We start from the raw sequence: 16,433 nt of genomic DNA, 5'->3' as shown, positions 1-16,433 counted from the left end.
GCTCTTGACGATCCCTGCTCTTTTGAGAGAGCATTGCTCTCGTAAGCGAATGGCAGTTCACGGAGGACCGAAATGCTCGGCATAGTCAAAGGCGCCAACGCCGTCCTGATGTTCTTCCTGGAGCTCGGCGTGCTGGCCTCCGTGGGATACTGGGGCTTCACCCTGAGCGCCGCCTGGTGGATCAAGCTGCTGGCCGGGGTGGGCGCGCCGGCGCTGTTCATCGCCGCGTGGGCGCTGTTCGGGGCCGGAGGGGGCGCCAACGCCACGTTCCCTCTCACTGGCCTGGCCCGCGCCGCGCTGGAGATCCTCTGGTTCGGCGGCGGCGCCGTCGCGCTCTACGCCTCCGGCCTGGTGACCCCCGCCGTCGTCTTCTTCGCTGTGTTCGTCGTCAACGCGGTTCTCCGCATCATCTGGAAGCAGGTCTGATCATGGGTAAGCACGTCGTCGTGGGTTCCGGCCAGGTCGGCACGCATGTGGCGAACAAGCTGCTCGCTCAGGGACACGAGGTCGCCGTCGTGACCCGCTCGGGCAGCGGTCCCGAGGGGGCCGTCAAGGTGGCCGCCGACATCTCCGACAAGGCCGGGCTGATCGAGGCGACCAAGGGGGCCGACGTCCTCTACAACTGCGTCAACCCCAAGTACCACCGCTGGCTCACCGACTGGCCGCCGATGGCCGAGTCGTTCCTGGCCGCCGCCGAGGCGAGCGGCGCCGTGTACGTGATGCTCGGCAACCTCTACCCGTACGGGCCCGTCGACGGCCCCATGACCGAGGACCTGCCCCTCGCCTCCGACAACCCCAAGTTCCGGGTGCGGGCGAAGATGTGGCGGGACGCGCTGGCCGCGCACGAGGCGGGCCGGATCAGGACGACCGAGGTGCGCGGCTCCGACTTCTTCGGCCCGGGCGCCAGCGACCAGTCCTACCTGGGCGGCCGGTTCCTCGTGCCGCTCAGGGAGGGCAAGACCATCCAGCTGGTCTACCCCCCGGACATGCCGCACAGCTGGACCTACCTGCCCGACGTGGCGGACGCGCTGATCGTGGCCGGCGGCGACGAGCGGGCCTGGGGCCGGCCGTGGCACGTGCCCACCGGCGACCCGCTGAGCTTCCGCCAGATGGGGGAGCGGATGGCCGCGCTGCTCGGGCGGCCCGCGCCGAAGTTCGCGCAGCTCCCGTGGCCGCTGGTCAGGGTGGCCGGCCTGTTCTCGCCCATGATCGGGGAGCTCGGCCACGTCAGGTACCAGTTCACGCAGCCGTTCGTGCTCGACTCCTCGGCCTTCCAGACCACGTTCGGTGTTGCGCCTACGCCGATCGAAGTGAGCCTCAAGGCTACGCTCGAGGCGTGAAGATAGCCGTGATCGGCCTGGGTGACATCGCGGAGAAGGCATACCTCCCCGTGCTCGCCGCCCAGCCCTCCCTCGACCTGCACCTCTGCACGCGCAACCAGGCCCGCCTGGACCGGCTCGGCGACACCTACCGGATCGCCGGGCGGTCCACGAGCGTGGACGAGGTGATCAAGGCGGGGGCCGACGCGGCGTTCGTGCACGCGGCCACCGAGGCGCACCCGCAGATCGTGGAGCCCCTGCTCAAAGCGGGGATCCACGTCTACGTCGACAAGCCGATCGCCTACACGCTCCAGGACTCCGAGCGGCTCGTACGGCTCGCGGAGACCGAGGGGAGGTCACTGATGGTCGGCTTCAACCGCCGGTACGCGCCCGGATACGCCGGGCTCGCCGACCATCCCCGGCACCTCGTCCTCATGGAGAAGAACCGCGACAACCAGCCCGACGAGCCGCGCCGGGTGATCTTCGACGACTTCATCCACGTGGTGGACACCCTCAGGTTCCTCGCCCCCGGCCCGGTGACCGGCACCAGGAGCCGGACCCGCGTCAAGGACGGCCTCCTCGAGCACGTCGTCCTGGAGCTGACCGGCGACGGCTTCACCGCCATCGGCGTCATGAACCGGACGAGCGGGGCGAGCGAGGAGACCTGCGAGGCCATGGGCGACGGCGCCAAGCGCCGCGTGGCCAACCTCGGCGACGTCGTCGACTACCGGGGCGGGGAGACGCTCGCCCGCCGCCCCGACTGGGTGCCGGTGGCCAGGCAGCGCGGCATCGAGCAGATCTGCCTCGACTTCCTCGCCGCCGTGCGCGAGGGCCGCCGGATCACCGCCGACGACGCCCTCGCCACCCACGCGCTCTGCGAGGAGATCGTCAGCCGGGCAGCTTGAGCATCTCCTTGTCGGCCTTGGCGAGCATCCGCCCGAACACGGACTCGCCCAGCCTGGTCAGCACGGTGTACCCCTGGGTGTCGCTCATCGGGCTGGACGACGAAACGACGCCGGCCAGCGCGTCGCCGTACAGGGCGGGACCGCCGCTCCCGCCGGCGGCGGCGTGGCAGTTGCGCGTGATCATCAGCCCGGGCCCCTCGGAGAGGCCCTCGCTCGCGTCGCCCACGCACCGGTACATCTTCGTGCCCGGATAGCCCTTGCCCGCCGGATAGCCGAGCAGTTCGAGCCCGCGCAGCTTCGTGCCCCTGGTGGTCGGCATCGGCCGCAGGCCCTTGCCGGTGACGGCCTCCAGCGGGCGCTCGCGGCGCGCCACACCGACCAGGCCGACGTCGTACGGCAGCAGACTCGCCGAGTACGGCTCGGTGCGCCACCTGTCGGGCACCCACACGCGCACGGCCTGCCAGACCCCCAGCTTCGGCTGCCCCAGGTCGTAGCCGGGCAGGAAGGTCACCTGCTGGAGCGAGCGGCCGTTCTGGTAGAGGCAGTGCGCGGCGGTGACCACCAGGCTGCGGCTGCGCGAGCCGATCACCGTGCCCCCGCACAGCACGTTCGTCCGCGTCACGGGGTCGCGGCCGAGCAGGACCCCCGTGAGGCGCCGCGCCCCCGTGTAGGGGCGCGGGACCGGCGCATAGCCCAGGCGGTCGCCGTCAGGGGTCAGGACGCGGGGTACGGGGACGCTACGTTGCGACACCTCGGCGACGGCGGTGGGGTCGAGCAGGACCAGAGACAGCACCAACCTGAGCACACTCCCACCTTAAGGTGACGATGATCAGTGCTCTGACCTGCAACATCAATCTTTACCTCAACTTGTGTACTGAGAGCCCAGCGCGCGCAGCCGGGCGTGCGCCGATTCGTAGGCGGCCGGGCGGCCCAGATACTCCTTGGGCAGTTTCGCGACCATCGTGTAGTTGGTGTCGCACACGTTCCCGACCGGCGCCTGCCCGGCCTGGCTGACGAGCTGGTAGGCGTCCAGCGTGTCCAGCCCGGTCAGCTCCGACGTCCAGGTGACCAGATCGTGCTGGCTGATCCGGTACGCGTCCTCCAGCGGCCTGGCCGAACCCGTGGACATCAGGTGCAGGTCGTCCTCCAGCCGCGGCCACGGCGTCGCCACCCCCTTGACCAACTCGACCGCGACCACGGTGTTCATGGCCGACTCCACGGCGGTGCCGCAGACCTCACCGTGCCCCTGCAACCCGTGGCCGTCGCCGATCGAGAACATCCCGCCCTCGACGTTGACGCCCAGGTAGACGGTGACGCCCGCGCGCAGCTCCGGGGTGTCCATGTTGCCGCCGTGCGCGTCCGGGGTGATCGTCATGCGCGCCTCGTTCGCGGCGGGGGCCACGCCGACCGTGCCGTGCATGGGGTCGAGCGGCAGCGCCACGCTGAAATCGCTGTTGCGGGCGTGGTAGACGGCCACGCCCCGGTCGAGGTCGATGTCGTACCGCCAGACCCGCTCCTCCAGCGGCGGCTGCAGCATGGCCGTGGTGTGGGTGCCGGTCAGCGCGCCGAAGTGGGGGAACGTCGTCGACACCGCCCAGTCCCTGGCCGGTGTGATCTTCACGAAGTGCAGGGCCAGCGTGTCGCCGGGCTCGGCGCCCTCGACGTGGAAGGGGCCCGTCACCGGGTTCAGGTAGGGGAACTCGCACACCCGCGACGGCAGGTCGTCCACGGTCCGCACGCGGCCGCCGAAGCAGTCCTCGGTGTACAGCTCCAGGATCGTGCCCGGCCGTACCTTGCCGACGGCCGAGCGGCCCCCGAAGGTGTAGCTCAGGTCCTCCGGGGAGGGACGGTAGGAGACGACATTCATTTTACCTCCATTGCCGCATATCGAACATGCATGCGAGTCCTATCTGATCCTTCGGTAGAGTGTGAGGTGTGGCGCAGCCTGTGAAGCGGGCCTGCAAATACCGCTTCTCCCCGACCCCCGAGCAGGCCGCCGAGCTCGCCCGGACGTTCGGCTGCGTGCGCCTCGTCTACAACGAGGCTCTGGAAGAACGGACCCGCGCTTACGCTCTCGAAGGTCGCCGCGTCTGCGAGGGTGGGAATCCTCCGGCTTCGGCTGTGGGGAGGAAGTCAATGGACCTCCGAGGGGAGTACGGGCCGGCGACCGCGGGCGTACGAGATGCCGAGGACGACGAGGCCGACGGCCAGCCAGATGCCGCCGGCCCACTGTGCGTAGACGCTCTGGTTGAAGACGACGGCCACCAGGACGACGATGCCGACCACGGGCACCACCAGGTGCGCGAGCCAGTTGCGGCTGCGCTGCCTGATGACGTAGTGGACGACGACGGAGACGTGCAGCAGCAGGAACGCGGCCATGGCGCCGAAGTTGACCAGCGAGCTCAGCTCGCCGATGCCGGTCGGCCGCGTGCTCATGTAGACACCGATGATCAGCGAGAGCGCGGCCACCACCAGGGTCGCGTTGACCGGCACCTTGTGCTTGGGGTCCACCTTCGCGAGGAACGAGGGGAGCTGGCGGTCGCGGCCCATCGCGAACAGCAGGCGCGAGGTGGCCGCCTGCGCGACCAGCGAGTTGGCGAACCCCCACGCGACGGCGGTGGCCACGGCCGTCAGCACCGACAGCCAGTGCCCGCCGGCGAACTCCGCGGTGGTGTAGAACGCGCTGCCCGCCGGGTCGTCGTTCGCGATCAGAGCGTCGCGGCCGGGGGTGAGCAGCGCGGCGACCCAGGTCTGCGCCACGAACAGCACCGCGGCCAGCCCCAGCGCGGCCACCATGGAGCGGCCGAGCCGGCGGGCGTCCTCGCGGTTCTCCTCCGCCAGCGTGGAGATGCCGTCGAAGCCGAGGAACGACAGCACGGCCACCGACGCGGCGGCCAGGACCACGCTCCAGCTGAATCCGGCGGAGTCGAAGAACGGGGTGAGCGCGCCGGTCTGCGCCTTGCCCTGGGCCAGCGCGATACCCCCGACCACCAGGAAGATCGCCAGCACCGCGAGCTCGGCCACCAGCATGATCCGGGTGATCCTGGCGGTCATCTGGATGCCGAGGTAGTTCACGACCGTGTTGAGCACGATGAACGCCGCCAGCCACAGCCAGACGGGCACCACGGGCACGAACGAGTTCATGGCCACGCCGGCCACCAGGTAGAGCAGCGAGGGCACGAGCACGTAGTCGAGCAGGATCGCCCACCCGGCGATGAACCCGACGGGGGCGGCGATTCCCCGGCCCGCGTACGTGTAGACCGAGCCGGCCATGGGGAAGGCGCGGGCCATCTGCGCGTACGACAGCGCCGTGAACGCCATCGCGACCAGGCCGATGACATAGGCGAGCGCCACCATCCCGTGGGAGACGGCGAAGACGTGGCCGAAGATGCCGAACGGGGCGATCGGCACCATGAAGATCAAGCCATAGATCATCAGGTCGGCGAAGCCTAAGGAACGCTGAAGTTCCTGGCGGTAGCCGAACTGCTCGACTGTGCTCATGTACGGCTCCTAGCTGCGTGGGGGGCGATTCGCACCCTAGAGCCAAAGCTTTCTACTGAAAAGGTTTCTCTAGAAAGAATCCCAGGCCGTCCGCCCTGCCCAGGTGCACGGGATGGCGTACCTGGCGGTCGAGCAGCGTGAGCGTGCCACGGGCGCTGGTGATCTCGGTGCCGTCGGCGACCGCGTCGAGCGCGGGCACGGCCAGCGACCCCGCCCGTGCCGCCAGCGCGGCCAGCATCGCCACGGCCTCGTAGCAGCCGTGGCCGTGGGCGTTGAGCATGGGGGCGTCCTCGCCGAATCTGGCCGCGTACCGCTCGGCGAAGTCGAGACCGGCGTCGGTGGACAGGTCGCGGAAGTAGCCCATGGACGCGTACAGCTCGCCGGTGACGTCCCCGCCGACGCCCAGCAGGCCGTGCTCCTCCAGCGCCCCGCACAGCCGGGCCGCGCCGAGCCCGGCGGCCGCGTACGCCCGGTTGAACGCCATGAGGTCGCTGCCGATCAGCGTCAGCAGGATGGCGTCGGGCCGCGCGTCCGCCACCCGGTCGAGCCGGCTGACGGCCTCGCCGTACGGGACGAAGCTCTCGCCCACCACGCTCGCGCCCCGGGCGCGCAGCCGCCCGCGGGCGCTGGCGTGCACCAGGCGCGGCCAGACGTAGTCGTTGCCCAGCAGGTACCAGCGGCGCGCCTTGCGCGCGCCGGCCAGCCACTCGATGCCCGGCGCGAGCTGCCTGCCGGGTGTCTCGCCGAGGAAGTAGACGCCCGGCGCGTGGCCGCCGCCCTCGTACGGCGGCGCGTACACGAACGGCACCCGCCCGGCGATCGCGGCCACGACCTCCACCCGCACGTCGCTCGCGTGGGCGCCCGCGACGGCCTGCACCGTCTCCGAGCCGACCAGCCCGGCCACCTCGGCCGCCACCTGGCGCGCGGGCCGGCCGCCGTCGATGAGCACCAGCTCGACCGGCCTGCCCAGCACGCCGCCGCCGGCGTTGACCTCCTCGGCGGCCAGCACCGCGCAGTTGATCGCGCACGGGCCCATCAGGCCGAGCACCCCTGACACGGGCACGACCAGGCCGATCCTGATCGACTCCGACGGTATGAGCCGCGCTTCCAACGGATCGACGGTCGCCGCCACGCCGACGAGTATCCTCCGTTCTAGCTCTCCGATGAAAGGACCTTTCTCCATGACCACCTCTGGGCTCGGGTCCTCACTCGCCTACCTGCTGAGCCGTGCGGAGCGCAGCGTCAACCGCGGGCTGGCCGCGGTGCTGGCCGGCGAGGACGTCACGGTCGAGCAGTGGCGCATCATGCGGGCGCTGGCCGACGGGCACGGCGACTCGATGGGCGAGCTGGCGGAGGCGGTGCTGATGCCGCACCCGACGCTGACCAAGGCGATCGACCGGCTGATCGACCGGGCGCTGGTCTATCGCGGACCGTCCAAGGGCGACCGGCGGCGGGTGGCGGTGTTCGTCTCGGACCGGGGGGCGGAGCTGCTCGCGCGGGTGGACGGGGCGGTGGCCGAGCATCACGGGCTGATCGCGGGGGCGTTCGGGCGGGAGCGCACGGAGCAGCTCATGCGCGACCTGGAGAGGCTGATGGAGGCCCTCGACTACGCGGAGCTCCGCGTCTGACGCCCGGTCCCACCGGGGTTCTTGAGGGGCGAAGGTCGGGCGTTTCCTGCACTCCTTCCCCAAAGGGACCTCACCACGGTCGGCGGGGTCGCTGGGCGCGCCGCCGACGGGGGCTGGGGCCCTTGGAGAGGGCGGGCGCGGTGGGTCGCTGCCGCCGTTGTCGTGGTGGGTTCAGGGAGTGAGCGTTTTCGCGAACAGGGCGGCGTGGGCCTTGATGCGGTCGCGGGCGCGCTCGCGCTGGGCCTCCGTGGCGTTCCCGTGCAGCCACAGCAGCCGGGCGTGGGCGATCGGGGCCAGCAGGGCGTAGGCGAGGTCGTCGGGAGTGCCCAGGTCCGTACGGATCCGCCCCTCCGACTGCCACCGCGCGAACACCTCGGCGAGATGGCCCAGTACGTTCTCGATGCCCACGGAGAGGGTGTCGTCGTGGATCAGGCCGTCACGTGAGACCAGGCTCATGACCTGCCTGGACTGCGGGGTGTCCCACGCGGCCAGCACCCGGGCCGCGAACGACTCGACGAAGGCCGCCGGCTCGTCCGGGGCCTGGTCGAGCGCCACGTCGGCCGCCTGCGGGCCGGCCAGGGACATGGCCGCGTCGTAGATCGCCTGCTTGCTGGCGAAGTGCGCGTAAAGGACGCTCTCGCTCAACCCCACCTCTCTGGCGATGGCCCTGATCGAGGTCCCCGCGTACCCCTTCTGCGCGAACAGGCGTAGTGCGGCGTCCAGGAGTGCGGCCTTGGTGTCGCCTGCCTCGGCCTTGGAAGGACGGCCCGGACGGCGGCCGCTGGTGATGCTGCTCACGAGGACATCCAATCACCTTGAAAAATAATCGCTCGTTCGATTAATTTAGAGACACGGAGAGAGATGGGAGCGGAAATGTTCACTTCGCGGATTCCCGAGCGTGAGATCGCCGAGCGGCCGGCCGGTTACGGCGGGCCGAACCTGTCGCCGGTGGGCCTGGAGCTGGTGCCGCACGCGTTCACCGAGGGTGTGTACGCGTTGATGGCGAGCCTCCCGCCGAAGGACAACAACGGGGTGGTGGCCGGGCGGGACGCGGCGCTGGTCGTCGACGCCGGGATCACACCCGAAATTTCGGCAAAAATCCAGGCGATCGCCGCCGACCTGACCGACCGGCCCCTCCACTACCTGGTCAACACCACGTACCACGGCGATCACAGCTTCGGCAACGCCGCGTTCCCCGACGAGGTCGTCGTCGTCTCGTCCCGGACGAACCGCGACAACATGTCCGACCTCGCGTACGAGAAGCGGACCAGGTTGGCGAACATGTACGGTGACGACGCCCTGCTCGACGCGGTCACCACGTGGCGCCGGCCCGACCTCGTGTTCGACGCGTACGCGGAGATCGACCTCGGCGGGCGCGTGGTCCAGCTGCACCACTTCGGCCCCGGCAACGGCCCGGGCGACACCGTCGTGTACGTGCCCGACACCCGCACCGCGTGGACCGGCAACTTCGTCTGTCACGCGGGTACGGCCCACATGCTGCTCCAGGGTGGTCCTGAGCCGTACCTGGGGTCGTTGCGCAGGATGCGCGAGGCCCTGCCCGAGCTGGAGACGATCGTCCCGGGCCACGGGCCGATGGGCGACGGGCCGGCGGCGGTGGACGCGCTCATCGGCTATCTGGAGCGGCTGCACGATGAGGTGCTGGCCAGTGTGCGGGCGGGGCGCAGCCTGGAGGAGACGTACGCGGCCTGCACTGACCCGTGGGCGGAGGCGCTCGATCCCGGCCTGGCGGCGGCCCTGGCTCGTTATCCGGTGCCGCGGGAACTGGCCGAGCAGGGGATGCTCGCGCTCTGCCGGGACCTCCACCGGCTCAACGTCCTGGCCACCTACCGCCTCTACGAGCACCAGTAGGCGGGTGCCGCGGCTACGTCCGCGCCACCGTCGCAGGGGGGCCGGGGTTCTTCGGGGAGGGGTGGGCGCGCGGTGGTGGCGCGCCCACCCTCGGTTCAGTCGGTGGGACTGAGGTGTGGTTACGGGTAGAGGCCGCGGAGCTGGTGGGCCTCGACGACGCGGCCCACGCCGATGACGTGTGCCGCCTGCCGGAGCGTCAGGTCGCGTTCGGCCGCCACCGACTTCACCTCGGCGAAGGCCTCCAGCATGAGCTCGCGCAGCTTGCGCTCGACCTCCTCGGCGCTCCACGAGTAGGCCTGCAGGTTCTGCACCCACTCGAGGTAGGACACGATCACCCCGCCCGCGTTGGCGAGGATGTCGGGCACCACCGTGGTGCCGTTGGCCGTCAGGATCTCGTCGGCCTCGGGCGTGGTGGGGCCGTTGGCGCCCTCCACGATCAGCCGGGCGCGGATCCGGGGCGCGTTGGCCTCGGTGATCGCGCCTTCGAGGGCCGCCGGGACGAGGATGTCCACGTCCAGCTCCAGCAGCTCGTCATGGGTCAGCGCGTCGGCCTCGCGGAAGCCGCGCACGCCCCCGGCCTCGGCCGCGTACGCGACCAGGGCGGGGATGTCGAGGCCGCCGCGTGCGTACACGGCTCCCGTGGCGTCGGAGACGGCCACCACCTTGCAACCCGCGTCGGCCAGGAACTGCGCGGCCGGCCCGCCCACCTTGCCGAAGCCCTGCACGGCGACGGTGCTGCCGGCGGGTGAGCGGCCGAGCGCGGCCAGCGCCGCGATCTGCACGCCGCGCGAGGTGGCGGACCTGCGTCCGTGCGAGCCGCCCAGCGTCTTCGGCTTGCCGGTGACGACGCCGGGCACCGGGAAGCCGGTGTGGACGCTGTAGGTGTCCATGATCCAGGCCATGGTCTGCGCGTCGGTGCCGACGTCCGGAGCCGGGATGTCCTGCTCAGGGCCGATCAGCGGCATGACCTCGTTGACGTAGCGGCGGGTCATGCGCTCCCGCTCGCGCTCGGTGAGTGTGGACGGATCCACGGCCACGCCGCCCTTGGCGCCGCCGTACGGGATGCCGACCAGCGCGCACTTCCACGTCATCCACATCGCGAGCGCGGTGACCTCGTGGATGTCGGTGTCCGGATGAAAACGGAGCCCGCCCTTGGCGGGTCCTCGCGAGACGTTGTGCTGGACGCGGAAGCCCTGCACGACGTCCAGGCGGCCGTTCTCGCGCCGGACCGGGACCGAGACGGTCAGCGACCGCCGGGGCGTGGCCAGCATCGTGCGGAGCCCGTCGTCGAGTCCGAGCTGCTCGGCGGCCTGGTCGAGTTGGTGGAGTGCGGAGTCGAGGGCCTGACGGCCCGGGGTGATCAGGGCCGGCGTCTTTGACGGCACCATGATGCTCATGGAAGAGAATCCTCCTGCTATGACGCCCTTTTTAAGAGGGAAGCGCCTTTGCCTCCCGCTTTGGGCGTGCTTGTCTCGATCATCCTAAGGCGGAGGGTTTGACCTTGCCTAGCGGTCGATGAAATCCCGAGGTGCTGTGGACCGTGCCACTCTGGCAGGCTTGCGTCCGGTCAGTGTGCTGAATCGTGAATATCTCGGGGAGTGAGATGCCCGCACTCGTGATGGGGCCGATGCTGCGATACGTGGACTCCGTCAGCGCCTCGATCTGGGTGGAGACCGCCGAGCCCTGCACGGTCGCCATCGAGGCGGACGGCAGGTCTTACCGGTCGCCTACCTTCACCGTGCACGGTCACCACTACGCGATCGTGGATCTCGTTGAACTCTGCCAGGATATCGGGTCGTATTCGGTGAGGCTCGACGGGGAGCAGGTATGGCCTCTGGCGGGTCGCCCGCCGAGCCGGATCCGGCTGCTGCCCGCCGATGGGGTGCGCAAGCTCGCGTTCGGCTCGTGCCGCACCAGCGTCCCGCATGACGCCATGTACGTCCTCACCCACGGCGACGACGTCCTGCGCGCCTATGGCGAGCACCTCCCCACCGCGGACGACGAGGAGTGGCCCGACCTGCTGGTGCTCCTCGGCGACCAGGTCTACGCCGACAACCCCTCGCCCGCGATGCTCGAATACATTCGCGGCCGCAGGAGCACGGAGCCGCAGGGGGAGATCGCCGACTTCGAGGAGTACGCCGAGCTCTACCGCCTGGCCTGGACCGACGAGGAGATCCGCTGGCTGCTGTCCACCGTCCCGTCCGCGATGATCTTCGACGACCACGACCTGCGTGACGACTGGAACACCTCCCAGCCCTGGCGCGAGCAGATGGCCGCCGTGCCGTGGTGGCAGCGCCGCGTCGTCGCGGGGCTGGGAGCGTACTGGATCTATCAGCACCTGGGCAACCTCTCGCCGGCCGAGCGCGCGGAGGACCCGCTGCTGCGCAAGCTGATGGACGGCGACGGCGGCGCGGCCCTGGACGAGTTCGCGGAGAAGGCCGACGCCGAGCCGAGCAGCAACCGCTGGAGCTACGCCCGCGACCTGGGCAACGCCCGCCTGATCATGGTGGACACCAGATGCGCCAGGCAGCTCACGCCCGGCGACCGCCGCATGCTCGACCCGGGGGAGTGGGCCTGGCTGGAGGAGCAGGTCGCCGCCCCGGCCGAGCGGCTGATCATCGGCTCGTCGATCCCGTTCCTCCTCCCCGAGGGCGTCCACGGCGTGCAGAACTGGAACGAGGCCCTGTGCGACGGCAAGTGGGGCCCTCTGGCGCGGCGGTGGTCGGAGAAGTTCCGGCAGGCCATCGACCTGGAGCACTGGGCGGCGTTCCGGCGCTCGTTCGAGGACCTGTCGAGGCTGCTGGTGAAGGCCGGCAGGCCCGTGCTGATCCTCTCGGGCGACGTCCACTACTCCTACCTGGCCAAGGCCGGTGCCGGGCAGATCTACCAGATCGTCTGCTCGCCGATCCGCAACCCGCTCAGCCGCCTGCTCCGCTGGGCCAACGTGTTCACCCAGTTCTCGATCGCCACGCTGGTCGGCGGCCTGCTGGCGCGGCTGGCGGGCATCCCGAAACCGCCGTTCAGATGGCGGGTGACGAAGGGGCCCTGGTTCCAGAACGCGGTGGCCACGCTGACCCTGCCCGACGAGGTCACCTGGTACGAGTCCGTCGGCGATGCGGTCAGGCCGATCGACTCCGTCCGCCTACGCTGAAGCGCATGCACAAGGATGATTACGCCGCCGCCATGCCGTTCTACGACCTCTGGCACGAGGACGGGCATGTCCCGATGGTGCGGGAGCTGCTTCCCCTGCTGCTGAAGGGGGTGCGGCGGAGCGTGCTCGAGATCGGCGCGGGCACCGGCCTGATCACCGAGCTGATCGCCAGGGAGACGACGGCCGAGATCTACGCGCTGGAGCCGTCGCTGGGCATGCGCTCGGTCCTGGTCTCCCGCCTGGCGTCCGACCCCGCGACGCTGCGGCGGGTGACCGTGCTGCCGTACGGGGCGCTCGACGTGGAGGTGGACGAACCGGTCGAGGCGGTCGTGATGATCTCCGTCCTGCAGAGCTTCGACGCGGAGGAGCGGGCCACCCTGTGGCAGGTGCTGGCCAGGCAGCTGGAGCCGGGCGGGCGGCTGGTGTTCAACTGGCGGGAGCGGTCCGCGCCGGTGCCGGGCGATCTGGAGGTCATGGGGTCGTACCAGGTCGGCAGGCACGCGTACGAGGTGGCCGGGCAGGTGCTGAAGGCCGAGGGGGAGAGCGTCACCACGCGCTTCGTCTACCGGATCAGGCAGCACGGCGTGGCCATCAGCGAGGACGAGGTGGTCCTCACGAACCACTGGCCCGCTCGGGAGCGGCTGGTCGCGGAGCTGGAGAGCGCGGGCTTCACCCCGGAGCCGGCTCCGGAGGGGATGGAGGTGTGGCGCCTCCCGTAGCCGCAAGAAAAGTGGAACCGCCCTCCGGCGTGCGGCCAACAACAGGGTGACCGCATGAGAGAGGACCGGCAGAGTGGTGGGTGTTCAGGATGTGCCTGAGACGCTGGATGACTCGACGCTGATCGGGCATTCGCTGGCCGACCCGGAGAGTTTCGCGGCGCTGTTCGACCGGCACGCCGACGAGATCCACAGGTACGCGGCCCGGCGCCTCGGGACCGAGCTGGCCGACGACGTGACGGGGGAGGTGTTCCTCGTCGCGTTCCGCCGGCGGGCGCGTTACGACCGCTCGTGGCCCGATGCCAGGCCATGGTTATACGGCATCGCGACCAATGTCGTCGCCCAGCACCGCAGGGCCGAACGGCGGCGCACCGCCGCCATGGCCAAGGTGAACGTGGAGCGCCCCAGCACCTTCGACGACCGCAGCGCGGATCGGGTGACCGCCGAGCAGCTCCAGCCCAAACTGGCCAGGGCGCTCACCCGGCTCAGCGCGGGCGAGCGCGACCTGCTGCTGCTCGTGGCGTGGGCGGACCTGACGTACGAGGACGCGGCGCTCGCGCTCGGCGTGCCCGTCGGCACCGTCAGGTCCAGGCTCCACAGGCTCCGCGTCAAGGTGCGCAGGGCTCTCGGCGGCACCGATCCCTTCGCAGCAGAGGAGCCCCAGCATGGATGAGGACGAGATCCGCATGTTCGCCGACGGCCGGCCCGCCGTGCCGCCGTACGGCAACGAGGCGAGGGCCACGGCGCGGGAACGGCTGCTGGCGGAGGCGCGTGGCGGGGGCCGCTTTCGCCTGCCCGGATTCGGCTGGCAGGCCGCGGCCGCGTTCGGGGTCACGGTCGCGCTGGTCGGCGGGGTGGCCGTGGCCCTGACGAACCAGGGCCACGGGAGCACCGGCCCCGCCACGGCGGTGACCCAGTCGGCCGCCGTGTCGTCGTCCGACGAACTGGCTCCCCGCCCCGGCCAGTTCATCCTGATCGAGTCCGACACCATGTACAGGTCGATGTCGGCCGGACAGAGCGGCGAGACCACCCGCCACCTCTACCGGACCCACAGGAAGATTTGGCAGTCGGTGGACGGGAGCGCGAACGGCCTGCTGCTGATCGAGGGCCGCGAGCCCCGGCCGTGGCCGGGCGAGCAGCTGCCGGCGGACGCCAAGGACTGGCAGGGCTCCGACTGGCACGTGCTGCCGGCCTGCCCCTCCCAGCTGGGCGAGAACCGCACCGACTACACCTACCTGAGCACGCTGCCGACGGACGTCGCCGGGATGCGGGCGCGCCTCTACAAGATGCCCGCCGCGGCGGTCGAGGCCAAGGGCGACGAGAACGACCGGGCCGCCTTCGACCACCTGACGGACCTGGTCAGGGAGACGTACCTGCCGAAGGCGCAGCGCGACGCGCTCTTCGAGGCGGCCAAGTCGATCCCCGGCGTGCAGGTGGCCGAGGGGGTGGAGGACTCGTCGGGCCGCAAGGGGGTGGCGCTCGGGCGGGTCGACCCCCAGGGGATCCTCAGGCAGGCCATCTTCGACCCGGCCACGCACGTGTTCATGGGGGAGCGGGAGACGGTCGTGGACGACCGGCTCGCCCGGGCTCCCAAGGGGAGCGTGCTGGCGCTGACCGCCCAGCTCAAGACGTCGGTGGTGGACGTGCTGCCGCAGGCGACGCCGTCGGACAAGGGGCAGGCGGCGGTCTGCGCCCCGTCCAGCGCCGAGCCCGCCCCGGCCGAGACGAGCTCGGCCGCACCGTCGGCGTTGCCCAGCGACGAGGCCGTCACGGAGCCGGTGCCGACCATGACGGTCACGCTGAAGGCGACGGAGGATCCGTCCGCGCCGGTGCCGACGATCACAGTGGAGCCGTCAGACGAGCCGACGATCACAGTGGGGCCGTCGGACGACGCGTCGCCGACACAGCCGACCGCGAAGGCGTCCCCGGCCGGCAAATGACCACCCAGACAGGCAACCGGGCGCCGTTACGGCGCCCGGCCCCGTGAACCGGAGAAGCGTCTCCCTGGACAGGGCCCGGCCACGTGCGGTGGCTGGGCCCTCCCGTGCTCCGCCGTAAAGACCCTGCGAAGCTCAGCCCCGAACGGCGGGTCGGCTTTCTGAAACCGGGTCGGCTTTCTGAAACCGGGTCAGGCGGTGTTGAGCTCGTAGAGCGCGTCGGCGAGCTGGTTGACGGCCCAGATCAGGTCCTCCTCGGAGACCACGATGGGCGGGGCGAGGCGGATCGTGGAGCCGTGGGTGTCCTTGGCGAGGACGCTCCGCGCCATCAGCGCCTTCGACACCTCGCGCCCGGTCGCGAGCTCCGGGTCGATGTCCACGCCGGCCCACAGCCCGCGCCCGCGCACCTCCACGACCCCCTTGCCGATCAGCTCGCGCAGCCGGGCGTGCAGCACCTCGCCGAGCTTGGCGGCCCTGGCCTGGAACTCGCCGGTGTTCAGCAGCTCGATGACCGCGATGCCCACGGCGCAGGCCAGCGGGTTGCCGCCGAACGTGGACCCGTGCTGGCCGGGCTGGATGACCCCGAGCACGTCGCGGTTCGCGGCGATGGCCGAGACCGGTACGACGCCGCCGCCGAGCGCCTTGCCCAGGACGTAGACGTCGGGCACGACCCCTTCGTAGTCGCACGCGAACGTCTGCCCGGTGCGCCCCAGCCCCGACTGCACCTCGTCGGCGATCATCAGGATCCCCTGCGCGGTGCAGAGCTCCCGGATCTCGCTCAGGTACCCGTCCGGCGGCACGAGCACCCCGGCCTCGCCCTGGATCGGCTCGACCAGCACCGCGACCGTGTTCGGGTCGACGGCCTGCCTGATCGCCTCGGTGGAGCCGTACGGCACGAGCCGGAAGCCCGGCGTGTAGGGCCCGAAGTTGTCGTGTGCCTCCGGATCGGTGGAGAAGCTCACGATCGTGGTGGTGCGGCCGTGGAAGTTGCCTTCCATCACGATGATGTTCGCCTGGTCGGGCTCGACGCCCTTGACCTCGTAGCCCCATTTGCGGGCCACCTTGATGGCGGTCTCGACGGCCTCGGCGCCGGTGTTCATGGGCAGGATCAGGTCCTTGCCCGTGAGGTCGCCGAGCCCGGCGCAGAACTGCGCGAACTGGTCGTGATAGAACGCGCGGCTGGTCAGGGTCAGGTTGTCGAGCTGGTCGCGGGCGGCCTCGATGATCTTCGGGTGGCCGTGGCCGAAGTTGAGCGAGGAATAGCCGGACAGGCAGTCCAGATATCGTTTGCCCTCCACGTCGGTGACCCAGGCGCCGTGCGCCTCGTGGATCACGACGGGAAGCGGATGATAGTTGTGCGCGCTACGGCGCTCGCTCATCTCGATGAGCTCTGCGCTGGTGGTCATG

At 70.6% G+C, this 16,433-nt stretch carries 16 protein-coding genes and 1 pseudogene; 10 read left to right on the top strand and 7 right to left on the bottom strand.

Going from position 1 to position 16,433, the window contains the following annotated elements; translation table 11 throughout:
* The first annotated feature begins 72 nt into the window (after positions 1–72).
* Genes ACWDX9_RS07440 through ACWDX9_RS07430 form a run of 3 tightly spaced genes read left to right on the top strand, consistent with a single transcriptional unit; the run spans position 73 to position 2,224 of the window.
* Positions 73–426: a YrdB family protein gene (locus tag ACWDX9_RS07440; protein WP_449950126.1), complete on the top strand. Its 354-nt coding sequence runs from the start codon at positions 73–75 to the stop codon at positions 424–426.
* A gap of 2 nt (positions 427–428) precedes the next feature.
* Positions 429–1,340, top strand: coding sequence for an NAD-dependent epimerase/dehydratase family protein (locus ACWDX9_RS07435; protein WP_449950123.1), 912 nt, complete (start codon positions 429–431; stop codon positions 1,338–1,340).
* Positions 1,337–2,224, top strand: coding sequence for a Gfo/Idh/MocA family protein (locus tag ACWDX9_RS07430; protein ID WP_449950120.1), 888 nt, complete (start codon positions 1,337–1,339; stop codon positions 2,222–2,224). Before ACWDX9_RS07435 ends, ACWDX9_RS07430 begins: the two co-directional genes overlap by 4 nt.
* Here ACWDX9_RS07430 and ACWDX9_RS07425 read toward each other — a convergent pair.
* The gene (locus ACWDX9_RS07425; RefSeq protein ID WP_449950117.1) at positions 2,208–3,029 is read right to left on the bottom strand and encodes a trypsin-like serine peptidase; all 822 of its coding nucleotides are present in this window, start codon (positions 3,027–3,029) and stop codon (positions 2,208–2,210) included. The two genes, ACWDX9_RS07430 and ACWDX9_RS07425, sit on opposite strands and share 17 nt — an antisense overlap.
* Before the next feature lie 57 nt (positions 3,030–3,086).
* Entirely contained in the window at positions 3,087–4,091 is a 1,005-nt protein-coding gene (locus ACWDX9_RS07420) for an acetamidase/formamidase family protein (RefSeq protein ID WP_364239961.1), read from the bottom strand.
* A 68-nt stretch (positions 4,092–4,159) separates the two neighbouring features.
* Between ACWDX9_RS07420 and ACWDX9_RS07415 the strand changes: the two are divergent.
* Positions 4,160–4,315: pseudogene (locus tag ACWDX9_RS07415) on the top strand (helix-turn-helix domain-containing protein); the annotation flags it as partial.
* A gap of 42 nt (positions 4,316–4,357) precedes the next feature.
* Here the strand turns inward: ACWDX9_RS07415 and ACWDX9_RS07410 are convergent.
* Together ACWDX9_RS07410 and ACWDX9_RS07405 are read right to left on the bottom strand one after the other, a co-directional pair.
* Positions 4,358–5,725 carry an APC family permease gene (locus tag ACWDX9_RS07410; protein WP_449950114.1) on the bottom strand — a complete coding sequence of 456 codons (1,368 nt, stop codon included), beginning with the start codon at positions 5,723–5,725 and terminating at the stop codon, positions 4,358–4,360.
* A gap of 52 nt (positions 5,726–5,777) precedes the next feature.
* Entirely contained in the window at positions 5,778–6,857 is a 1,080-nt protein-coding gene (locus ACWDX9_RS07405; RefSeq protein ID WP_449950112.1) for a substrate-binding domain-containing protein, read from the bottom strand.
* Between the two features lie 49 nt (positions 6,858–6,906).
* On the opposite strand from ACWDX9_RS07405, the gene ACWDX9_RS07400 reads away from it, so the two are divergent.
* Positions 6,907–7,353 (top strand): MarR family winged helix-turn-helix transcriptional regulator, encoded by a 447-nt coding sequence (locus ACWDX9_RS07400; protein WP_350725011.1) that lies wholly within the window; start codon positions 6,907–6,909, stop codon positions 7,351–7,353.
* Between the two features lie 171 nt (positions 7,354–7,524).
* Here ACWDX9_RS07400 and ACWDX9_RS07395 read toward each other — a convergent pair whose 3' ends face one another.
* A complete protein-coding gene (locus ACWDX9_RS07395) occupies positions 7,525–8,151 on the bottom strand; it encodes a TetR/AcrR family transcriptional regulator (protein ID WP_449950109.1) in 627 nt (208 codons plus the stop codon).
* Positions 8,152–8,226: 75 nt separating this feature from the next.
* Here ACWDX9_RS07395 and ACWDX9_RS07390 point away from each other — a divergent pair, with 75 nt between their 5' ends.
* The gene (locus ACWDX9_RS07390) at positions 8,227–9,222 is read left to right on the top strand and encodes an MBL fold metallo-hydrolase (protein ID WP_449950106.1); all 996 of its coding nucleotides are present in this window, start codon (positions 8,227–8,229) and stop codon (positions 9,220–9,222) included.
* 119 nt (positions 9,223–9,341) lie between these two features.
* Here ACWDX9_RS07390 and ACWDX9_RS07385 read toward each other — a convergent pair whose 3' ends face one another.
* On the bottom strand, positions 9,342–10,619 hold the full coding sequence (locus ACWDX9_RS07385) for a Glu/Leu/Phe/Val family dehydrogenase (RefSeq protein ID WP_449950103.1): 1,278 nt from the start codon (positions 10,617–10,619) through the stop codon (positions 9,342–9,344).
* Positions 10,620–10,825: 206 nt separating this feature from the next.
* Here ACWDX9_RS07385 and ACWDX9_RS07380 point away from each other — a divergent pair, with 206 nt between their 5' ends.
* The 4 genes from ACWDX9_RS07380 to ACWDX9_RS07365 all read left to right on the top strand — a co-directional run bounded on the left by ACWDX9_RS07380 (position 10,826) and on the right by ACWDX9_RS07365 (position 15,029).
* Complete coding sequence (locus ACWDX9_RS07380) at positions 10,826–12,373, top strand: alkaline phosphatase D family protein (protein ID WP_449950100.1); 1,548 nt, start codon at positions 10,826–10,828, stop codon at positions 12,371–12,373.
* Positions 12,374–12,378: 5 nt separating this feature from the next.
* A complete protein-coding gene (locus ACWDX9_RS07375) occupies positions 12,379–13,092 on the top strand; it encodes a class I SAM-dependent methyltransferase (RefSeq protein WP_449950097.1) in 714 nt (237 codons plus the stop codon).
* A gap of 91 nt (positions 13,093–13,183) precedes the next feature.
* Positions 13,184–13,762 (top strand): RNA polymerase sigma factor, encoded by a 579-nt coding sequence (locus ACWDX9_RS07370; protein WP_449950094.1) that lies wholly within the window; start codon positions 13,184–13,186, stop codon positions 13,760–13,762.
* Positions 13,755–15,029, top strand: a complete 1,275-nt coding sequence (locus ACWDX9_RS07365) for a CU044_5270 family protein (RefSeq protein WP_449950091.1) — start codon at positions 13,755–13,757, stop codon at positions 15,027–15,029. Before ACWDX9_RS07370 ends, ACWDX9_RS07365 begins: the two co-directional genes overlap by 8 nt.
* Positions 15,030–15,217: 188 nt before the next feature.
* Here ACWDX9_RS07365 and rocD read toward each other — a convergent pair whose 3' ends face one another.
* Positions 15,218–16,432 carry an ornithine--oxo-acid transaminase gene (gene rocD, locus ACWDX9_RS07360; RefSeq protein ID WP_449950088.1) on the bottom strand — a complete coding sequence of 405 codons (1,215 nt, stop codon included), beginning with the start codon at positions 16,430–16,432 and terminating at the stop codon, positions 15,218–15,220.
* Between the last annotated feature and the right edge of the window lies 1 nt (position 16,433).

The organism is Nonomuraea sp. NPDC003201 (genome assembly GCF_053590415.1).
This window is presented reverse-complemented; position numbering and strand designations above follow the sequence as displayed.

Coding starts and splice junctions, on each gene's coding strand:
- ACWDX9_RS07440 (WP_449950126.1), top strand. CDS start 73: ATGCTCGGCATAGTCAAAGGCGCCAACGCCGTCCTGATGTTCTTCCTG.
- ACWDX9_RS07435 (WP_449950123.1), top strand. CDS start 429: ATGGGTAAGCACGTCGTCGTGGGTTCCGGCCAGGTCGGCACGCATGTG.
- ACWDX9_RS07420 (WP_364239961.1), bottom strand. CDS start 4,091: ATGAATGTCGTCTCCTACCGTCCCTCCCCGGAGGACCTGAGCTACACC.
- ACWDX9_RS07410 (WP_449950114.1), bottom strand. CDS start 5,725: ATGAGCACAGTCGAGCAGTTCGGCTACCGCCAGGAACTTCAGCGTTCC.
- ACWDX9_RS07400 (WP_350725011.1), top strand. CDS start 6,907: ATGACCACCTCTGGGCTCGGGTCCTCACTCGCCTACCTGCTGAGCCGT.
- ACWDX9_RS07390 (WP_449950106.1), top strand. CDS start 8,227: ATGTTCACTTCGCGGATTCCCGAGCGTGAGATCGCCGAGCGGCCGGCC.
- ACWDX9_RS07385 (WP_449950103.1), bottom strand. CDS start 10,619: ATGAGCATCATGGTGCCGTCAAAGACGCCGGCCCTGATCACCCCGGGC.
- ACWDX9_RS07380 (WP_449950100.1), top strand. CDS start 10,826: ATGCCCGCACTCGTGATGGGGCCGATGCTGCGATACGTGGACTCCGTC.
- ACWDX9_RS07375 (WP_449950097.1), top strand. CDS start 12,379: ATGCACAAGGATGATTACGCCGCCGCCATGCCGTTCTACGACCTCTGG.
- ACWDX9_RS07365 (WP_449950091.1), top strand. CDS start 13,755: ATGGATGAGGACGAGATCCGCATGTTCGCCGACGGCCGGCCCGCCGTG.
- rocD (WP_449950088.1), bottom strand. CDS start 16,432: ATGACCACCAGCGCAGAGCTCATCGAGATGAGCGAGCGCCGTAGCGCG.